The following is a 17,200-nucleotide window of genomic DNA, read 5'->3' as shown; positions in this document are numbered from 1 at the left end:
ACCTTCAAGCGCCATTCCAAGGATCTCAGATGACCGACGACTTCGCCCGCCTTGTCCGCCTGCGCGACGACCTCAAGGCCTGGGCCCTGGAGCACGCCTTTCCGGTCTGGTGGGACATCGGCGCCGACAAGGTCCAGGGCGGGTTCTTCGAGAAGATCGCCCTGGACGGAACGCCGGTCGAAGCCCCGCGCCGGGCGCGGGTCCAGCCGCGGCAGATCTATTCCTACGCCGTGGCCGGACTGCTGGGCTGGGACGGCCCCTGGAAGCAGGCCCTGGAGCACGGGCTGGACTTCTATCTGAGCAGGTACCGCCGCCCCGACGGCTTCATGCGCACACTGGTGGCCAGCGACGGCTCGCCGCTGGACGACAAGGTCGACCTCTACGACCAGGCCTTTGGGCTGTTCGGCCTGGCCATGGCCAGTTCGGTGCTGCCCGAGCGCGCCGACCTGCCGGCCCTGGCGATCAGCCTGCGCGACGCCCTCTACGCTAAGCTCAAGCATCCCGTGGCCGGCTTCGAGGAGACCAATCCCCGCACCCTGCCGTTGCTGTCCAACCCCCACATGCACCTGTTCGAGGCCAGCCTGGCCTGGGTCGAGGCGGGCGGCGACAGCCAATGGCGGGCCATGGCCGACGAGATCGCCGAACTGGCGCTGGCCAAGTTCATCGATCCCAAGAGCGGCGGCCTGCGCGAGTATTATGACGGCGACTGGAACCCCGCGCCGGGCGTGGACGGCCGGATCGTCGAGCCGGGCCATCAGTTCGAATGGGCCTGGCTGCTGCTGCGCTGGGGCAAGCTGGCCGGGCGCGACGACGCGATCGCCGCCGCCCTGCGGATGATCGCCATCGGCGACGGCCCTGGCGTCGATCCGGCCCGCGGCGTGGCGATCTTCGCCCTGCTGGACGACATGAGCGTGCATGACGACGTCGCCCGCCTCTGGGCCCAGACCGAGCGGATCAAGGCCGGGGTGCTGGCCGCCCAGGTCGACGGCGATCCGCGCTGGTGGACCACCGCCGCCGAGGGCGCCGAAGGACTGATCAAGTATTTCGACGTGCCGGTGAAGGGCCTGTGGCGCGACAAGCTGCGGGCGGACGGAACCTTCGTCGACGAAGCCGCGCCCGCCAGCTCTTTCTATCACATCGTCTGCGCGATCCTGGAGCTGGACCGGGCGGTCAGCGCCAGATCGTGACCAGCACCGAGACGGAGGTGGTCGCCTTGACCTTGAGCGGCGAGGGCAGATCCTGGCAGGCGCCGGCCACGAGGCTTTCCGCCCCGCCGGTCAGGGCGCCGTCCAGCACCTGGATCGAACCGGCCGGAAGTTCGGCGACCGCGCCGGCTTCCAAGCGCCAGAGCTGAACCACCGCGCCAGGCGTGACGGTCACCGGCTGACGCTCCACCCCGCCGCTGAAGGCGATGGCGTGGCGATGGGCGATGTCGCGGCCGCTCGCCTTCAGCACGTCGACCAGGGTCTTGACGGCCTGGGCGTCGTCGCGACGGCAAACCAGCAGGGCGTCCGGCTCGGCGACGATCAGCAGATCCTCCACGCCGATCGCGCCCACGAACGGGCCGGACGAGCGGGCGAGGACGTTCTTGGTGTTGATCAGGTGGATGTCGCCGCTGGCGGCGTTGCCCTCGGCGTCGCGGATCGAGGCTTCCCAGATCGCGTCCCAGGCGCCCAGGTCCGACCAGGTGAAGGCGGCTGGCGCCACGGCGGCGCGGGTGGTGCGCTCCATCACCGCGTAGTCGAGCGACTTCTTGGTGGTCGTGCCGAACGCCTCGCGATCGAGGTGCAGCCGCACCCCGTCGCGTTCACCCTTGACCACCGACGCGATCGCCCCGTCGCGGATCTCCGGTTCGAAGACGGCCAGTTCGTCCAGCAGGGTCTGGGCCGTGAAGGCGAAATTGCCGCTGTTCCAGTAGTAGCCGTCCGCGACATAGGCCTTGGCCGTGGCGAGGTTGGGTTTCTCGACGAAGGCCGCCACGCTCATCACGCCGCCCGGCAGGGCGGCGCCCGGCTTGATGTAGCCAAACCCCGTGGCGGGCGAGGTCGGCTCGACGCCGAAGGTCACGATCAGGCCGGTCTTGGACGCCTCGATGGCCACCAGCGCCGCCTCGCGGAACATTTCAGGCTCGGCGATGTGGTGGTCGGCCGCCAGCATCAGCATCACCCCGTCCGGCGACACCGACCGTACATAGGCCGCCGCCGCCGCGATGGCCGGCGCGGAGTCGCGCGCCTCGGGCTCGATGATCACCGTCAGCTTGACGCCCAGCTCCAGCGCCTGGCGCTCGACCAGCTCGGCCATGGCCTTGCCGGTGACCACGACGATCTCGTCGGCGCCGGGCAGATCCATGACTCGCAGGATCGTGTCCTGGAAGCTGGAGCGGTCGCCGATCAGCTTCAGGAACTGCTTGGGACGATCCGCGCGCGACGCGGGCCACAGGCGCGTGCCCGATCCGCCGCACAGGATCACTGGATAGATAGCAGGCAAGAAAATCCCCCCGGGAAAGCAACAACCTGACGCGAACCGATGTCAGGTAACACATCGTCTTCGCCAAAATGGAGACTTTATGGCGACGTGCAGGTCAAACGGGCAAGGCGGCGTGGAGTTCAGCCAACCACGCGTCGGCGGTCGCGTCCGAGGGCATGCGCCAGTCGCCGCGCGGCGACAGGGCGCCGCCGGACGAGATCTTCGGGCCGTTGGGCATGGCCGAGCGCTTGAACTGGTTGGCGAAGAACCGCTTCAGGAACAGTTCCAGCCAGCGCTTGATCTCCGGCAGGTCGTAGGCGCGCTTGGCGGCCTCGGGGATGCCGACCGGCCAGGCGCCGGCGGCCGCGTCGCGCCAGGCGGTCCAGGCCAGGAAGGCGATCTTCGACGGCGCCATGCCGTAGCGTGTCAGGTAGTAGAGGTTGAAGTCCTGCAGGGCGTAGGGGCCCACGAAGCTCTCGGTGGCCTGGACCGCTTCGCCCGGCACCAGCTCCGGCGAGATCTCGGTGGCCAGGATGTCCTCCAGCAGGTCGCCGGTGGCTTCGTCGACGTCGCCCGAGGCCGCCACGAAGCGGATCAGGTGCTGGATCAGGGTCTTGGGCACGCCGGAATTGGGGTTGTAGTGGCTCATCTGGTCGCCGACCCCGTAGGTGCACCAGCCGAGCGCCAGTTCCGACAGGTCGCCGGTGCCCACCACCATGCCCCGGTGGTGGTTGGCCAGGCGGAACAGATAGTCGGTGCGCAAGCCCGCCTGGACGTTCTCGAAGGTCACGTCATAAACCGGCTCGCCCTTGGCGAACGGGTGGCCGAGGTCGGCCAGCATCTGCTTGGCGGCCGGGCGGATGTCGAGCTCCTCGGCGGTGACGCCCATGGCGGTCATCAGCTTCCAGGCGTTCGACTTGGTGCCTTCGGAGGTCGCGAAGCCCGGCAGGGTGTAGGCGCGGATGTCGGAACGCGGCCGGCCCAGCTGGTCCATGGCCCTGGCCGCGACGATCAGGGCGTGGGTTGAATCCAGGCCGCCGGAGACCCCGATCACCAGGCTTTTCGAACCGGTGGCCTCGACGCGGCGCGCCAGGCCCTGGACCTGGATGTTGTAGGCCTCGTAGCAGTTCTCGGCCAGCTTGGCGGGGTCGGACGGGGTGAACGGGAAGCGCTCGATCGGCCGGACCAGGGCCAGGTCGCCGGCCGGCGGCGTGAAGTCGAGGCCGACGATGCGGAAAGGCGTCGCCGGCGGGCTCAGCGCCGTGGCGTCGCCGAAGCTGCCGACCCGCATGCGCTCCTGGCGCAGCCGCGCCACGTCGACGTCGGCCACGGCCATCACCGGTCCGGTCGAGAACCGCGGGCTCTGGGCCAACAGGTTCCCCATCTCGTGGATGTCGACATGACCGTCCCAGGCCAGGTCGGTCGAGCTCTCGCCCGCTCCGGCGGCCGAATAGACATAAGCGGCGACCGCCCGGGCCGACTGGCTCGCGCACAGCAGGCGGCGGGTCTCGGACTTGCCGATGGTGATGTTGCTGGCCGACAGGTTCAGCAGGATCTCGGCCCCGGCCATGGCCTGGGCGGTGCTGGGCGGGGTCGGGGTCCAGACGTCCTCGCAGATCTCGACCCCGACCGTGAAGGCGACCTCGCCCAGATTGCGCAGCAGGATGTCGGTTCCGAACGGCACGGCCTGGCCGGCCAGGTCCAGGGTGCGGCCGACCACGCCCGCGCCCGGCGTGAACCAGCGGCGCTCGTAGAACTCGCGATAGTTGGGCAGGAAGCTTTTCGGGATCACCGCCCGCACCCGGCCGCCCTGGATGGCGACCGCCGTATTGTAGAGCCGGCCGTTGTCGCGCAGCGGCGCGCCGACCACGAACAGCGGCGCCAGGGTCTTGCTCTTCTGGGCCAGGGCGGCGATCGCGGTCTCGACCGCGTCGAGCAGGGCGTCCTGCTGCAGCAGATCGTCGATCGTGTAGCCGGTCAGGCCCAGCTCGGGCAGCACCAGCACCGCGACGCCGGCCTCGTGGGCCTCGCGCACCAGGGCCAGCGCGCTGGCGGCGTTGGCCGCCGGATCGGCCAGCTTGACCTTCGGAACCGCCGTGGCGACCCGGACGAAGCCGTGACGATAGGGCGAGAAGAACGACGGCTTGCTCAAGCGCTGGCCTTCCTCTGTGTCTAGAGACTCTGCCCTATCGATCTTGTCCGGGGAGAGCAAGGAACACCGCGACGCGGGCGGCGGGGCGACGCTACACTCGCGGCATCCGAGTCACACAGTCCGACAAGACCTTCATGCAACAGCCTGCTTCGCCCTCCGAAACGCTCGATGGGATCGCGTTCGACGCTCCGGCGGGAGCCGGCCGGGTCGTCTTCCAGGGGCTCAAGGCCATCACCGGCGTGACGTCGCAGCGCTATCGCGTCCAGTTGCCGCGAGGCGTCGAACGTCGGGTCCAGCTTCGCTTCGACGCCGAGGGCCCCCAAGGCGCGTCGTACGACTGGACCATCGTGTCCGACTGGTCGACAGAGCCGAGGATCGATATCGATCTGGCCGCGGCCGGAACCTACAGCCTTCATCTGGACCTTCGCGCCGGCGAAGAGATCAGCGCCCATTTCGTGGCGCAGGCGACGGCGATCGACATCGGGCGGTTCGGCCAGCTCTGCAATCAGACCGCCGCGCGGGTGCGGCGGCGGCACATCGTCGATCCGGCTTGCAACTGGTCGCCCACCGACATCAAGGCGCTCGGCTCGATCCAGGCCTTGGCCGACGCGATCAAGGATACCTATCCCGCCCGCTCCACGGCGCTGCGCGCCGCCACGGGGCTGGACTCCGAGCGAGTGCTGCTGGCCGTCCACGCCATGAACGTCGTCTCTGGGCTGTACATTTTCGGCCACCAGGATTCGAACCGCTCGGGCTGCGTGCTGAACGAGAGCGAAGGCCCGATCGTCAAGCCTCGTGACTACCTGGCCAGCCGCATCGGATGCTGCCTGGACTTCAGCTGCATCCTGGCCGCGGTTCTCGACGCACTCGGCGTCGAGAACCGCGCCGTCAGCATCAAGCGCGACCATGTCTTCAACGAGATCACCGTCGAGGGCCGGACCTTCACGCTGGATCCGAGCATCAACACGCTCTACACGCGCGCCTATGCCGAGGCGCTGGTCGAGCCGGTCGAGGTCTTCGCCTGGCCCGTTTTGTCGCTGGCCAGCGAGCAGGCGCACCGCGCGCCCCTCGACGCCCTGATCGCCTTCCTCGCGATCGCGATCGATCTCTATGGCCCCAGCGACCTGCTCCACCACGACCCGAAGGCCGTCTTCGCCGAGAACTATCGGATCCTGCGACCCTGACCCCGAAAGGACGGGCCGTCCATCAGGCCCGCGCCTCCGCGAACTTGCGGTCGTAAGCGTCGCGGTTGGCCAGGACGTGGTTCATGTAGCCGATAAAGCGCTCGTACTCCGCGCTCTTCCGCTCGGCTTGGACCTGCCTCAGGCTCCGCAGCTTGTCGTCGGCGGTTTCGCCCTCCGCGATCCACCAGACCGGGTGGGCGTTGAACTGCACATCGCCGCCCTCTGCGAACAGGTCCAGCGGCGTCTTGGCCCGCCAGCGCATCGAGCTGTCCGCGACATAGGTGAACCGTTCCCGCATCGCGGCGGAATAGGCTTCGACTTCGAACAGGCTTTCGATGTCGAAATAGGCGGAGTCAGTCGGCACGTGCTGCGACGCGCTGACGACTGGTTTTCCGGCGATCGCCGAAAGGAGGTCGCGTTCGCGGCGGACCCGGTCCACGGCCGCCTCGGCGTCAGCGATGTAGGACGAGTCCCAGTGCAGGCCAACCTCGTGGCCCATGTCGACGATGGCGTTGATCGCGGCGCGCCCTTGGGCGTCGGTCGCGGCGTAGAAGTCGCAGCCCATCAGGACGAAATAGGTGGACCTGACACCGAGGCCGGCCTCGATCTCCCCCATGCGGCGCGCGTAATCGAGGTCGAAGTCGACGTCGTGCCGCAGCGCGATAGTCTTGCCCGTCCGCGACAGCGACTCGCCGACGGGCGAATAGACGTAGCCGGCGTCGAGCCCGGCGCGGAGAACGGCGGCGTAGCCGTCAGCGGAGAACGAGATCATGGGACGTCCTGCTTCTGGGCGTTGGGCGGGTTTTCATATCGGGCCCGGATCCGCCGCGCGGGCGAGCCGACATAGATGCTGTTGGGCTCGAGGTCGCGAATGGCCACCGCGCCGATGCCAAGCATCGTGTCGTCGCCGATCTTGATCCCCTCGGCGATCGAGACGTTGGGCGACAGCCAGACGCCCGCGCCAAGCTTGACGCTGCCGCTCAGCTCGGCGTGCGCCGTGAGGATGCAGTTCTTGCCCATGACCACGTTGTGCGCCACGTGCACATGGTCATCAAACTTGCAGTAGTCGCCCACGACGGTGGGCTCGATAGTTCCGGCGCAGACCGTGGTCTGGCCGCCCACTTCCACGAAATCGCCCAGCACCACGCCGCCTAGGTGCGGAAGCCTGATGTTGTTGCCGTTCTCGTCGGTGTCGACGCCGAAGCCCTCGTCGCCGACCACGGCGCCGCTTTTGATCAGGCAGCCGCGACCGATCCGGACCCTGGGACCAATCACGGCGTTGGCTCGTACCTCGGTGTCGGCTCCCACGATGCTGAAGGCGCCGACGGCCGCGCCGGGACCGATCGAGGCCGTGGGATCGATCGTCGCGGTGGGGTGAACGTACGCGGTCGGTGAAATCCCCGCTTCGGGCTTGAAGACGAACAGGCTCGTCGCCCGGGCGAAGGCGCCGCGGGGGTTGGGCATGCGGATATGCGGCGGCGCGAACGTGACGTCCGCGGCGGACGGGATTAGGAACAGTGTCTGGGTGTGGCCGGCCACGCGCTCGAACAGGGCGGCCGAGTCGCGGTTGATGAAGCCCAGATGGTCGGGCAGGGGACGATCCAGCGTACAGGGGCCCTTGATCGGCCGATCCTCCCCCACCAGCTCGGCGCCAAGCAAGGTCGCGATATTCGAGGCGTGAACTTTCATGCGCCTTTCCTCCTGGCTTTGCCGCTACTCATAGAGCTCGATCAGTCGACGCGAAACGACGCGGCGTTCATGGCGGGCCTCGACGTAGCGGCGGTTGCGCGCACCGATGTCGGCCCAGCCGTCGGAGCGTTCGATCGTTTGAAGGATGACGTTCCCGATATCCTGCGGCGTCGCGCTGATCACGGGCAGGTCGTCGCCATACAGCGATCGGAGATCGTCGCGTATGTAGCCAATGGTCGGCACACCGAGCGCCATGGCCTCGACCGCGAACACCCCGTAGGCGCCGGCCAGGAGCTGGTCGACCACCAGATCCGCGTTGGCGACCTCCTCCAGCACTTCCTCGTGGGTTCTTTGGGTCATCAGTCGCAGTTCGACGTTCACGCCTCGAGCTTTCAGTTGGGCGCAGGCCTGCTGCAGATAGACCGAGCCCTTCAGATCAACAGCGGACGGCGCGTGGACGATGCGGACGACCTTCGGGTCGCGATCGTGAACCTCGAAGCGAAGCTTCGCCGCGTCCAGCGCTTCGAGATCAACCGGTTGGGGCAGGAAGGTCGCGTTGGGCACGAACTCATGGATGTCGGGGGTATAGACCACCACGCGCCGTCCGAGGCTCTGGGCCACCTCGCGGGCATGGGCGCGATTGCGGTTGCACGCCATCGGCCAGCAAGCCTGGCACGGGTTGATGGCGTATTTCTGCTGGGCGACCTTGGAATCACGGATGTCGCATCCGTGGAAGTGCATGACGACCTTCTTGCCGGCCAGTCTCAGGGCCGGGATGTCCTCCAGGCCGTCACCCCAAAGCGAATAACCGAAATGGAAGTTGAAGACGTCGTAGTCGATCAGCGCGGCGACGGCGTTGTCGGCGGTGAACCCGGTGATGGTCTGGTCAACGTCCCGCTGGTAGACGCCGGCCGGAAAGCAGACCGCCTTTGAACCGTATCCCGCTTCGCGCTCGGTCTTGGCCAGAATCCCGGGGATCCCGGCGATATTGAACGGACCGTGGTAAACCCTAGGCTGTTTCTTCATTGCGAGGCCATTGGCGATTCAGCTCGTTATCTGTGTATGGCGCGTATGTCAGCCTGTCGGCCGCATCTAGCTCGATTGAAGCCAAACGATCAACCGTATTGGAACTCGGGGTTGCGCCCGGTAAGTGATGATGCGACATCGATTGCCACTTTAAAGCTCGCAGGACATCGTTATCCATGCGCATCGTCATGCTGACGGACGATTCCAGCTCGATAGATCGCCGTATTCTTCTCGAGGCCGACTCTCTTATCGCCAAAGGGCACGAGATAATCCTTCTGGCCCGTCACATAGACGGTTTGCCGGACGGCGCGAGGATTAACGAACTCAAGGTCGAATACGTCAAGTTGAACCCTTACAGGCTGGCAAAGCCGGCCTTCCGGGACTTCGCCTTCGGCATGGCCCGGGAGATCAAGCGCTTCGTCAAGAAACGAGCGCCCGCCAGCGCCTGGAAGCCGCTTCGGCGGAGCAAGGCGTTTCTCGGCAAGACCTATCTGTGGGTTTCGATGGTGCGTTCGGCGCCGGAAGCCTATGTCCGCCGCGACGCGACCCGGACCTTCGACTCCTGGACGCCTTTGCACCGGCGGGCCGCGATCGGCGCGAGGCTGATGGCCATCATGGCGATCGGGGCCGCCGCCCAGACCGTCCGCTTCGTCCGCGCCCTGCGCAATACGCCCAAGGTGGGCCAGGTCTCGTTCCTGGCCCAGCCCATGAAGCCCCACGCCTGGGACCAGGCGCTGATCGATCGGGCGATCTACTACGACCCCGATCTCATCCACGCTCACGATCTTCCGCAGTTGTTCGCCGGCGTGACCGCGGCCCGCAAGCTGGGCGTGCCGCTGATCTACGACGCCCACGAGGTCTATCCGGAAATCTCGACCCTCACCCCGGCCGAACAGGAGTTCCTGGTCATTCGGGAACGGACGCTGGTCAAGCACTGCGACGCGCTGATCACGGTCAACCCGTTCTGCGGCGAGTTCATGGAGAAACGCTACGGCTGCAAGCCGTTCAACGTGATCACCAACGCCACCGAACGCACGCCGGCCCTGGAAGCCAACCCCCGGCCACGGCGCTTTCACGAACGTCTCGGTCTGCCCCCCACTGTCCGGATCCTCTGCTATCAGGGCTGGTTCTCGAAGGATGGGCGCGGTCTGGCCGAGTTGGTCGCGGCCATGGCGGATGTCCGCCACGACGTGCACCTGGTCATGATCGGCTATGGCGACCACGACTATTTCAGGGACATCGCCAAACGCACCGGCGGTTCAGCCCGGGTCCACACCCTGGAAGCCGTGCCCTGGACCGAACTGCTCGAATGGAGCGCGTCGGCCGACGTCGGGATCATCCCGTACCAGCCGATAGACTTCAACCATAAGTTCTGCTCGCCCAACAAGCTCTACGAGTTCATCGCCGCCCGGTTGCCGGTCCTGGCCAACGACCTGGTCTATTTGCGCCAAGTCGTCGAGGGCGAGGGCTTCGGGCTCGTGCGCAACCTGACCGACCCCAAGGGGATGGCCGCGGCGATCAACGAGATGTTCGACCCAGCGACCGACATCGTCGGCCAATCGCGCCGCAACCTCATGGCCAAGGGCCCGGGTTGGGAATGGCCGGTGGAGGCGGAGAAACTCCTGCGGATCTACGACGGCGTGATCGCCTCGTCCCGGGACGAAAGATTGCGCGGCCCGCCTGTTCACCCTCGCCTGCCGGCCGCCGGCGAGATTTCGCTCGTCGAGGAAGCGGCCCAATGATCAAACCCGTCGCCGCCTCCGTCGCGGACATGAGCCTCGCGGGCAGCGCGTGGGACCGCGCGTGGGCCGAGGTCTTCGCGAGCTCCCTCGAAGATCCGCTGCGCCCCGCCGCGGAGTGGACGCGCGCGCCCCTGCAAGGGCTTCACAGGGCCTCAAGCGCCGAGGTGTACGCGACGGCCCTGGCGGTTCACGGGCCGACCAAGAGCGCGGCGCCCTGCGGCCTGTTCCTGCCCGGCTCCGCGATCAAGGGCCGCCGCGTTGTCGAACTGGGCTGCGGCTACGGCTGGCTCGGCCGGCAGGTCGCGCCATGGACCTCGCGCTATCTGGGCGTCGACGTCTCGCGCCTTTCGCTGTGCGTCGCGCGGTCGGCCCGCGGTCCCCGCATGCGCTACGCCCATATCTCCGACCAAGCCGTGTTCCGCGACCTGAGGGGCACGTTCGACACCCTGTTCACGCGCAACACCTTCTTCCACTTGAACCGCGCCCACGCTCTTGGGGCGCTGCTTCGCGGTCGGGAGCTCCTGCGCCCCGGCAGCCTGGCCGTCGTGGACTTCTGCACGATACGGCCGGGCTCGATCGCCGGTACCATCCACGACCACGATGCGCCCTTCGATCACGCCGCGCCCACCTGCGGCTATTCCTTCACCGAAACTCAAATCGCGACGCTTGCGCGGGACGCAGCGTTTGATCTGGAGGAAATCAAGCAAGACAGTACGGGCACGCACTGTTATGCGCGCTTGAGATTGCGTTAGCCTGACGCACGCTTCGCTGCGGCAGGCCGGAAGATGGACGCTGATGTGACGCCTTTGCTTACCGTGACCGGCCTGTGCCTCTGCCTCTGCGGCGCGATCCTGGCCTTACAGACCTTCTCGCTGATCGAACGACGGCGGGCGCGAGTTCGCGAAGCGTCCGACCGGCAAGCGGCCTTTCGTGAAAACCAGGACCTGCTCGCCGAGCGCTTCAGGGCCGAAGGCCGGCGCGCGGAAAGCGATCGCGCGGAGATGCTCGAGCGGCTGGATCGGCTGGAGGCGTCTTGGCGCGCCGCGAGCGACGATCTGCGGGCGGGTCTGGAGCCTCTCGTGCGAGCCGACGAGCTGCGGGCGGGTCTGGAGCCTCTCGCGCGAGCCGACGAGCTGCGGGCGGGCCTCGAGGCCGCCGCGGAGCGGGACACGGCGACGCGCGCCGGGCTGGCGGGATTGATCGAAACCCTACGTGGCGACGAAACGGCCTGGCGCGGCGCCCATGACGAGCTGCTGACCCGGTTGGCGGCCCAGGATTTGCGCGGCGGCGAGGACCGGGCGGCCGTCCTGGCGCGAGTAGACGCGCTGGACTCGGCGCGCGCGGCGAATCACGAGAATTTCCTGACTCGGTTGGACGCCCTGCGGGACCGGATCGACGACGATCGGAAGGCCGTGCTGAACCGCCTGGACCAGGATGACGTCGCGCGCCAGGCGAGCCTGGTCGAGAGCCGCGCGGCGCGGCAAGCACTGCAGGGCGGCCTGCGCCGGATCGAGGCGCTTCAAGTCATCCCCGCCGTCCAGCACCTGAAGATCGAGCAGATCGGCGGCCAAGCCGTGAAGGTGATGGACCAGCAGCTCGACTTCGGCGTCGACATCCTGCGGGCGGTCGACCTCTCCCACGCGCATCGGGGATGGAAGCCCTCGAAGGACGGGCGCCCGCCCTATCCCGTGTTCGCGCCCGGCGCGGAAGTGGGCCAGACCATATTCAGCACCCACGCCTTGGCGATCAATTGCGCCGTCCTGGCCGACCTCATCAACATCAATGGCGCGGCCCCGTACAAGGCCACGCTCGACGCCTTGGTCGCGGATATCACCCGAAATTCGGACCCCGCCGCGGTCGGCGGCCGGAAGATCCGACTCGATTACGATCACTCCCTGCTCGGCGCGACGATCCCCGCGGGCTGGGCCAGCGCGTCCGCCCAGGCCGAGGCCGCGCTTGGCGTCCTGCAGCTCGCCCAGGCCAAGGCCATGCCGGAACCGTATCGCGCGCTGGCGCGCGAACTGATCACGCCGCTGATCGCGGGTGACGAGGACCTCGTGCGGCGGGACGCGGGCGGCTATCTCTGGCTGGAGGACATGCCCCCGATCCACGGCAAGCCCCTGCAAAGCCTCCACGGCCATCTGCTCGCGACCCTGGCGGTCTATCGTTATGTCCAGTGCACCGACGACAGGGCGGCCGAGCCAGTGCTCCGCGCCTGCCTGGCCACGGCCGCCCGCTATCTTCCGGAGACGCGCCGGCCTGGCGAAACGCCGATCTTCTCGCTGGCCTATCCGGAAACAGGTACGCCGCAAGGGATGGCCCTCCGCGCCCTGGTCATTGACCTAGGCCTGATTTCCCGCCACCCGATCTTCGACTCGATCGCCAGCGCCTTCGCCAGCGACGTCCCGCCCGCTAGTTGAATTTCGGGATTTCGAGCCCGTGCAGTGTGAAGTGATCCCCCGGCTGCACGTCGATCGTGACGGTCTCGGCGTCCAACGGCCTGTCCAGCAGCGCGCTTAGGCTGGCCGCTGACTCCAGGCTGGCCGCTGAATCGGGCGCGAAGCCGTACACGGGCAGGGCGTCCAGCTGGGCCTGGATATGCTCGTAGTAGGACTGCTGGTAGTGGTACGGCGCGGGTCCCCACTTGTGTTCGGCGTCCCCCAGGGTTTCGGCCCGCGGCGCCGACACGACCCAGCAGTTCAGGCGGCGCTTGAGCCCCGCATAGCAGAGGGCCAGCAGGTCGTTGTTCCGCGCCACCCAGTTGACGTCGTAGTTGACGCTGGTCTCACCGGCCACCGAGCGCGGCGCCCAATAGGCCTCGTGCAGGACCAGGGGCCTGCCGCGACACGCCTTGCGAAGACCCTCGGCGAAGGCGTCGAGCGCGGCTTCCCGCTGGTCCATGTAGGGCCACGCCTCCACCAGCGGTCGCAGGCCGTTGTGCTCCAGGAACGGCGTACCTTCAGCGATCTCCTGCAGCTCCGGCGAATAGGTCATCATCCGCCCGTCCGCCGTCGCCACGCAGGCGCACCGCTCATCGATCAGGTCGACCACCAGGCAGTCGAAATCGGTGTCGCGGAGCGTTTCGAAAACACGCTTGGAGGCGTTCAGGGCCACCGTCTCGCCGCGCCAGCGGGTGGCGGGTTCCTGGGCGACCGAAAAGTCCGGCTGCACCGGGGGCGTGTTCAGGGCGATCATGGACTGCCGTCCGAGGTAGCACTCGACGGACCAGCCCTTCTCGGGAACCAGACCGAATATGTCACGAGTGACGCAGCTGCCCAGTATCGCCACACGCATGAAACGCTCCCTGACCCGCCTCGCGGCCTTCAGTCGACAGCCATGGCGGATTCTTCCGCAAAATCCCAGAGCAGAATAGCCCCTTGGGGCGCGGTCTGGGTGCTAGGCGCTTTTCGACGGTTCGACCGGCATGGCGTGCTCAAGGATCGTTTCCATCGGATCCGCCTCGGCCGATTGCGGTTCCGGTTGCGCTTCCGGCTGGCCCCAAGGCAAGGAATCGGGGCCGACATATTGCTGGCTCTCGACCTCGCCCCCGGCGCCCTCCACCACGACGCCCGCGCCGCCGTCGGACTGCTCGGCTAGGCTGGTCGCGAACGCCATGGCGTCGCCGTAGTCGTTGGTCTGGAGCAGCGTGTCGCCTTGCCGGCTGACCCGCCAGCCGTCTCCGTCCGCGGCGACATTGATGAGTTGCTGGAGCACGAAAAACCTCAAGCTTGTGAGGAACTCAACGCCCGCCGCGCACCCACCGTTCCTTTTCAGGCCGCCTCGCCGCCGATGCAGGACAGGGCGATCTCCAGATTGCGCAAACCGTCCCAGCCCGTGACCGGCGCGGGCGCGCCGTTGCGGATCGCCTCGAGGAACGCCTCATGCTCCAATTGCAGCGGCTCGGCTTGGCGCACGAACAGATGCCGCGTCGTATAGGCGCCATTGGGCATGAATGCGGAGTGCTCAACGACCTGTCGCGTGATCAGATCCGCAACGATGAACTTCGTCGCCGTCGCGATCTTCATCTGGCGAACCCGGAACGGCGTCAGCCAGTTGCAGTCGATCTGGGCGCTGGCGCCGCTTTCCGTTCGCGCGAGGATCAGCGCCACGTCCTGGCGCGAACCGTGCACGCGATCGTGCTGGCACGACACCTCGGCGATGTCCGACCCCGTGATGTAGCGGACGATATCGACGTCGTGCACCGCCAGGTCCATGATAACGCCGACGTCGGCCATGCGCGGCGGGAACGGACCCGCCCGGGTGATCGAGACCGACACCACCCGCTCGCCTTCGCAGGCGGCCTTGGCGGCCAGGACGGCGGGATTGAAGCGCTCGACGTGACCGACCATCAGCAGCCGGCCCGCGACGTCCGCCGCCGCGATCAGGCGCCGGGCTTCTTCGGGAGTGTTGGCGATGGGCTTTTCGACCAGGACGTGGACGCCGTTGGTCAGCAATTGCTCGGTCAGGGGCGCGTGCAGATGGTTCGGCGTCGCCACGACCGCGAAATCCAGGCCCGCATCCAACGCCTCGACGATGTCCGCGAAACCGCCGCAACCGAGCGCGCCGGCGACCTGCGCCCGCTTGTCGGCGTCCGTGTCGACGACCCCTACAAGCTCGACCCCGGCCGCCTGGCGCAGCATGCGAGCATGATAGGCGCCCATGACGCCCGCGCCGAAGACGGCGCCGCGAAGCGTTTTCATCTCTGTTTCCGGTTTAAGGCGCGGGTTACGCCGCCGCGTGGGTGGACGCCATGTAGGCCGCCACGGCCTCCTGATAGGGGCCGTCGAACGCGATGCGGCCATCCTTCATGAAGATGCCTCGCTGGGCGATCGCGTCCGATAGCGACAGCGCGTGCGTGGCGAGAACGACCAGGCCGGCGTTCTTGATGATGTTGGTCATCCGCGCGGTGGCCTTGTCGATGAAAGCCGCATCGCCGGCGCCCAGCACCTCGTCGATCAGCATGACATCGGCGTTGAAGCTGGTCGCGATTGAGAAGGCCAGGCGGATGCGCATGCCGGCCGAATAGGTCCGGATCGGCAGGTCGATGAATTCGCCCAGCTCGGCGAAGTCGACGATCTCGTCGACCAGCGCCTTGGCTTGTTTGGTGCTGGCGCCCATGTAGCGCGCGCGGATGACGATATTGTCGCGGCCGCTGGTGTCTTCCTCCATGCCGCTGCTCATGTCGAGCAGGGTGCGGATGGTGCCGCGACGCTCGATGACGCCCGACGTCGGTTCGTAGATGCCGGCCATCAGCTTCAGCAGAGTGGACTTGCCCGCGCCGTTGCCGCCGATCAAGGCGATGCGGTCGCCGGCGCTGGCCGACATCGTCACCGAATTGAGCGCGCGCACCAGCAGACGGTTGTGGTCGGCGGAGCTGCGGCCCAGCTTGAGCGGCTTGATGATCTGCGACCGGAACTGTCGCGCGGCGACGCCATAGACCGGGAAGTTCAGGGTGACGCTGCGGAGGTTGAGGCTAGCCATGGGTCAGATCCAGAAAGGCAGACGTCGACGGGTGAGGACGAAGGTGCCCACACCGACGAGCAGGCACACCAGGGCGATCACCACCGCGGCGCTCCAGGCATGGGGCATGGTGTGCTCGTTGATCAACGGCGCCCGCAGCACGTCGAGCAGATAGGTGATGGGGTTCAGGGCCACGATCCCGCGGTTGCGGACCAGGGATTCGGGCCGCCAATAGACCGGCGACAACAGGGCGCCGATGCCCATGACCATGGTGATGAGGGGCATCAGATCGCGGAATCGCGGGGTCAGGCACGCCACCGCGAACACCAGGCCCGTCACCGCCGTCACGACGAGGAGGGCGCCGGGGATGATCAGCAGCATCGACCAGTCCGGACGAATCCCGACGAAAATGGCGACCAAGATGAACGCGAACAGGTGGTGGGCGCTGACGATCACGTTGCGGATGACCGTCGACATGATCATCAGGCCGTAGGGCATGGGCGCACCGGTCAGGTGTCCACGCGCCACGATCAGGGTCGTGCAGGCCTCGATCAGCGACTGGGACAGAAACGACCAGATGATGATGCCGGTCAGCACGAAGGGCAGCGCCTTGCGCAACTCGCCGCCAAACAGGCCGGTCATGACGAAGCTCAGCGCGCAGGCCGTTACGAGGATAGAGATACTGACCCAGAACGGGCCGATCAACGATCGCGAATAACGCAGCCGGATGTCCTGCCAGGCCAGGAAGAAGGCCAGCGGGAGACGGGCGATGCTTTCCCGCAGATCCCGAAAACTAGTATTGAGTGCGTTTTTCATCATCCGTCCGAGCGGCAAGCGACCGCGAGCTGAGCCCCCCGGAGGAAGCCGGGAAACCGGGCCAAATTTAGACTGTCGCCACCGAGCCGCTGATCTCGAGTTCGAAGCCACAGGGCGAGGCCAGGAACACGCGGTCGCCATCCTGCGACACCACAGACATCCGGCGCCCGGCGGGAGAAATGTAACCGATGATGCGGGCGGGGTTGCCCACCACGAGCGCGTGGTCGGGCACGTCCTTGGCCACGACCGAGCCGGCGCCGACCAGGGCCCAACGGCCGATCGTCACTCCGGGCGTCAGGATCGCCCCGCCGCCGATGGACGCGCCATAGCGGACGGTCACGCCGGAGACGACCCAGTCGCTGGCTGATTTGAACGAACCATCAGCATTGATCGCACGCGGAAAGCGGTCGTTCAGCAGTACGCAGTGAGGACCAAGCAGGACCCCGTCTTCAACGACCGCCCCCAGATATACGCTGACATTATTTTGAATCTTACAGTCAGATCCAACTTGTACGTCCATGTCGACAAATGCATTTTTGCCAACCCCAGTCCTGTCGCCGATCACGGCGCGCTCTCGGACTTGGGCGTTATTCCAAACCTTTACACCTTCACCCAGTTTCGCCAGCGGATGGACTTCGGCCGTCGGGTGGATCAGAACGGTCATT

Annotated in this window: 16 protein-coding genes; 5 read left to right on the top strand and 11 right to left on the bottom strand. The window is 67.0% G+C overall.

The window, feature by feature from the left end; translation table 11 throughout:
* Positions 1-29: 29 nt before the first annotated feature.
* On the top strand, positions 30-1,187 hold the full coding sequence (locus ASD21_RS16285; protein ID WP_056443493.1) for an AGE family epimerase/isomerase: 1,158 nt from the start codon (positions 30-32) through the stop codon (positions 1,185-1,187).
* Here ASD21_RS16285 and ASD21_RS16280 read toward each other — a convergent pair.
* Together ASD21_RS16280 and ASD21_RS16275 are read right to left on the bottom strand one after the other, a co-directional pair.
* Positions 1,171-2,487, bottom strand: a complete 1,317-nt coding sequence (locus ASD21_RS16280) for a mannose-1-phosphate guanylyltransferase/mannose-6-phosphate isomerase (RefSeq protein WP_056443490.1) — start codon at positions 2,485-2,487, stop codon at positions 1,171-1,173. The genes ASD21_RS16285 and ASD21_RS16280 overlap by 17 nt on opposite strands.
* A 94-nt stretch (positions 2,488-2,581) precedes the next feature.
* Entirely contained in the window at positions 2,582-4,618 is a 2,037-nt protein-coding gene (locus tag ASD21_RS16275) for an NAD(+) synthase (protein ID WP_056443487.1), read from the bottom strand.
* A 134-nt stretch (positions 4,619-4,752) separates the two neighbouring features.
* Here ASD21_RS16275 and ASD21_RS16270 point away from each other — a divergent pair, with 134 nt between their 5' ends.
* On the top strand, positions 4,753-5,802 hold the full coding sequence (locus tag ASD21_RS16270; RefSeq protein ID WP_056443484.1) for a transglutaminase-like domain-containing protein: 1,050 nt from the start codon (positions 4,753-4,755) through the stop codon (positions 5,800-5,802).
* Positions 5,803-5,824: 22 nt separating this feature from the next.
* Here the strand turns inward: ASD21_RS16270 and ASD21_RS16265 are convergent, their stop codons facing one another.
* The 3 genes from ASD21_RS16265 to ASD21_RS16255 are packed head-to-tail and all read right to left on the bottom strand — an operon-like array spanning position 5,825 to position 8,517.
* Entirely contained in the window at positions 5,825-6,574 is a 750-nt protein-coding gene (locus ASD21_RS16265) for a hypothetical protein (RefSeq protein ID WP_056443481.1), read from the bottom strand.
* Positions 6,571-7,491: a hypothetical protein gene (locus tag ASD21_RS16260; protein ID WP_056443477.1), complete on the bottom strand. Its 921-nt coding sequence runs from the start codon at positions 7,489-7,491 to the stop codon at positions 6,571-6,573. The genes ASD21_RS16265 and ASD21_RS16260 overlap by 4 nt, the downstream gene beginning before the upstream one ends.
* 24 nt (positions 7,492-7,515) lie before the next feature.
* A complete protein-coding gene (locus ASD21_RS16255) occupies positions 7,516-8,517 on the bottom strand; it encodes a glycosyltransferase (protein WP_056443474.1) in 1,002 nt (333 codons plus the stop codon).
* Between the two features lie 344 nt (positions 8,518-8,861).
* Between ASD21_RS16255 and ASD21_RS16250 the strand changes: the two genes are divergently transcribed.
* From ASD21_RS16250 to ASD21_RS16240, 3 genes are read left to right on the top strand one after another with little or no spacing between them, the layout of a single operon-like run.
* Positions 8,862-10,259, top strand: coding sequence for a glycosyltransferase (locus ASD21_RS16250; RefSeq protein ID WP_162250246.1), 1,398 nt, complete (start codon positions 8,862-8,864; stop codon positions 10,257-10,259).
* Positions 10,256-11,011 (top strand): class I SAM-dependent methyltransferase, encoded by a 756-nt coding sequence (locus ASD21_RS16245; RefSeq protein ID WP_056443469.1) that lies wholly within the window; start codon positions 10,256-10,258, stop codon positions 11,009-11,011. Before ASD21_RS16250 ends, ASD21_RS16245 begins: the two co-directional genes overlap by 4 nt.
* Positions 11,012-11,044: 33 nt before the next feature.
* A complete protein-coding gene (locus ASD21_RS16240) occupies positions 11,045-12,679 on the top strand; it encodes a hypothetical protein (RefSeq protein ID WP_156398407.1) in 1,635 nt (544 codons plus the stop codon).
* Here the strand turns inward: ASD21_RS16240 and ASD21_RS16235 are convergent.
* The 6 genes from ASD21_RS16235 to ASD21_RS25145 all read right to left on the bottom strand — a co-directional run bounded on the left by ASD21_RS16235 (position 12,672) and on the right by ASD21_RS25145 (position 17,199).
* Positions 12,672-13,553: a DUF6270 domain-containing protein gene (locus tag ASD21_RS16235; RefSeq protein WP_156398406.1), complete on the bottom strand. Its 882-nt coding sequence runs from the start codon at positions 13,551-13,553 to the stop codon at positions 12,672-12,674. The two genes, ASD21_RS16240 and ASD21_RS16235, sit on opposite strands and share 8 nt — an antisense overlap.
* A 102-nt stretch (positions 13,554-13,655) precedes the next feature.
* Positions 13,656-13,973: a hypothetical protein gene (locus ASD21_RS16230; protein WP_056443460.1), complete on the bottom strand. Its 318-nt coding sequence runs from the start codon at positions 13,971-13,973 to the stop codon at positions 13,656-13,658.
* A 56-nt stretch (positions 13,974-14,029) separates the two neighbouring features.
* Positions 14,030-14,959 carry a Gfo/Idh/MocA family protein gene (locus tag ASD21_RS16225; protein ID WP_056443458.1) on the bottom strand — a complete coding sequence of 310 codons (930 nt, stop codon included), beginning with the start codon at positions 14,957-14,959 and terminating at the stop codon, positions 14,030-14,032.
* A gap of 25 nt (positions 14,960-14,984) precedes the next feature.
* Positions 14,985-15,740, bottom strand: coding sequence for an ABC transporter ATP-binding protein (locus ASD21_RS16220; RefSeq protein WP_056443455.1), 756 nt, complete (start codon positions 15,738-15,740; stop codon positions 14,985-14,987).
* 3 nt (positions 15,741-15,743) lie between these two features.
* Positions 15,744-16,535, bottom strand: a complete 792-nt coding sequence (locus ASD21_RS16215; protein ID WP_162250245.1) for an ABC transporter permease — start codon at positions 16,533-16,535, stop codon at positions 15,744-15,746.
* 67 nt (positions 16,536-16,602) lie between these two features.
* Positions 16,603-17,199: an acyltransferase gene (locus tag ASD21_RS25145; protein ID WP_056443448.1), complete on the bottom strand. Its 597-nt coding sequence runs from the start codon at positions 17,197-17,199 to the stop codon at positions 16,603-16,605.
* Position 17,200 lies beyond the last annotated feature (1 nt).

It is taken from the genome of Caulobacter sp. Root1455, from assembly GCF_001426905.1.
Classification (GTDB): domain Bacteria; phylum Pseudomonadota; class Alphaproteobacteria; order Caulobacterales; family Caulobacteraceae; genus Caulobacter.
Note: the sequence above shows the minus strand (reverse complement) of the source record. Positions and strands in the feature narration are given on the sequence as shown.

Coding starts and splice junctions, on each gene's coding strand:
- ASD21_RS16225 (WP_056443458.1), bottom strand. CDS start 14,959: ATGAAAACGCTTCGCGGCGCCGTCTTCGGCGCGGGCGTCATGGGCGCC.
- ASD21_RS16235 (WP_156398406.1), bottom strand. CDS start 13,553: ATGCGTGTGGCGATACTGGGCAGCTGCGTCACTCGTGACATATTCGGT.
- ASD21_RS16240 (WP_156398407.1), top strand. CDS start 11,045: ATGGACGCTGATGTGACGCCTTTGCTTACCGTGACCGGCCTGTGCCTC.
- ASD21_RS16220 (WP_056443455.1), bottom strand. CDS start 15,740: ATGGCTAGCCTCAACCTCCGCAGCGTCACCCTGAACTTCCCGGTCTAT.
- ASD21_RS16260 (WP_056443477.1), bottom strand. CDS start 7,491: ATGAAAGTTCACGCCTCGAATATCGCGACCTTGCTTGGCGCCGAGCTG.
- ASD21_RS16245 (WP_056443469.1), top strand. CDS start 10,256: ATGATCAAACCCGTCGCCGCCTCCGTCGCGGACATGAGCCTCGCGGGC.
- ASD21_RS16215 (WP_162250245.1), bottom strand. CDS start 16,535: ATGAAAAACGCACTCAATACTAGTTTTCGGGATCTGCGGGAAAGCATC.
- ASD21_RS16285 (WP_056443493.1), top strand. CDS start 30: ATGACCGACGACTTCGCCCGCCTTGTCCGCCTGCGCGACGACCTCAAG.
- ASD21_RS16255 (WP_056443474.1), bottom strand. CDS start 8,517: ATGAAGAAACAGCCTAGGGTTTACCACGGTCCGTTCAATATCGCCGGG.
- ASD21_RS16270 (WP_056443484.1), top strand. CDS start 4,753: ATGCAACAGCCTGCTTCGCCCTCCGAAACGCTCGATGGGATCGCGTTC.
- ASD21_RS25145 (WP_056443448.1), bottom strand. CDS start 17,199: ATGACCGTTCTGATCCACCCGACGGCCGAAGTCCATCCGCTGGCGAAA.
- ASD21_RS16265 (WP_056443481.1), bottom strand. CDS start 6,574: ATGATCTCGTTCTCCGCTGACGGCTACGCCGCCGTTCTCCGCGCCGGG.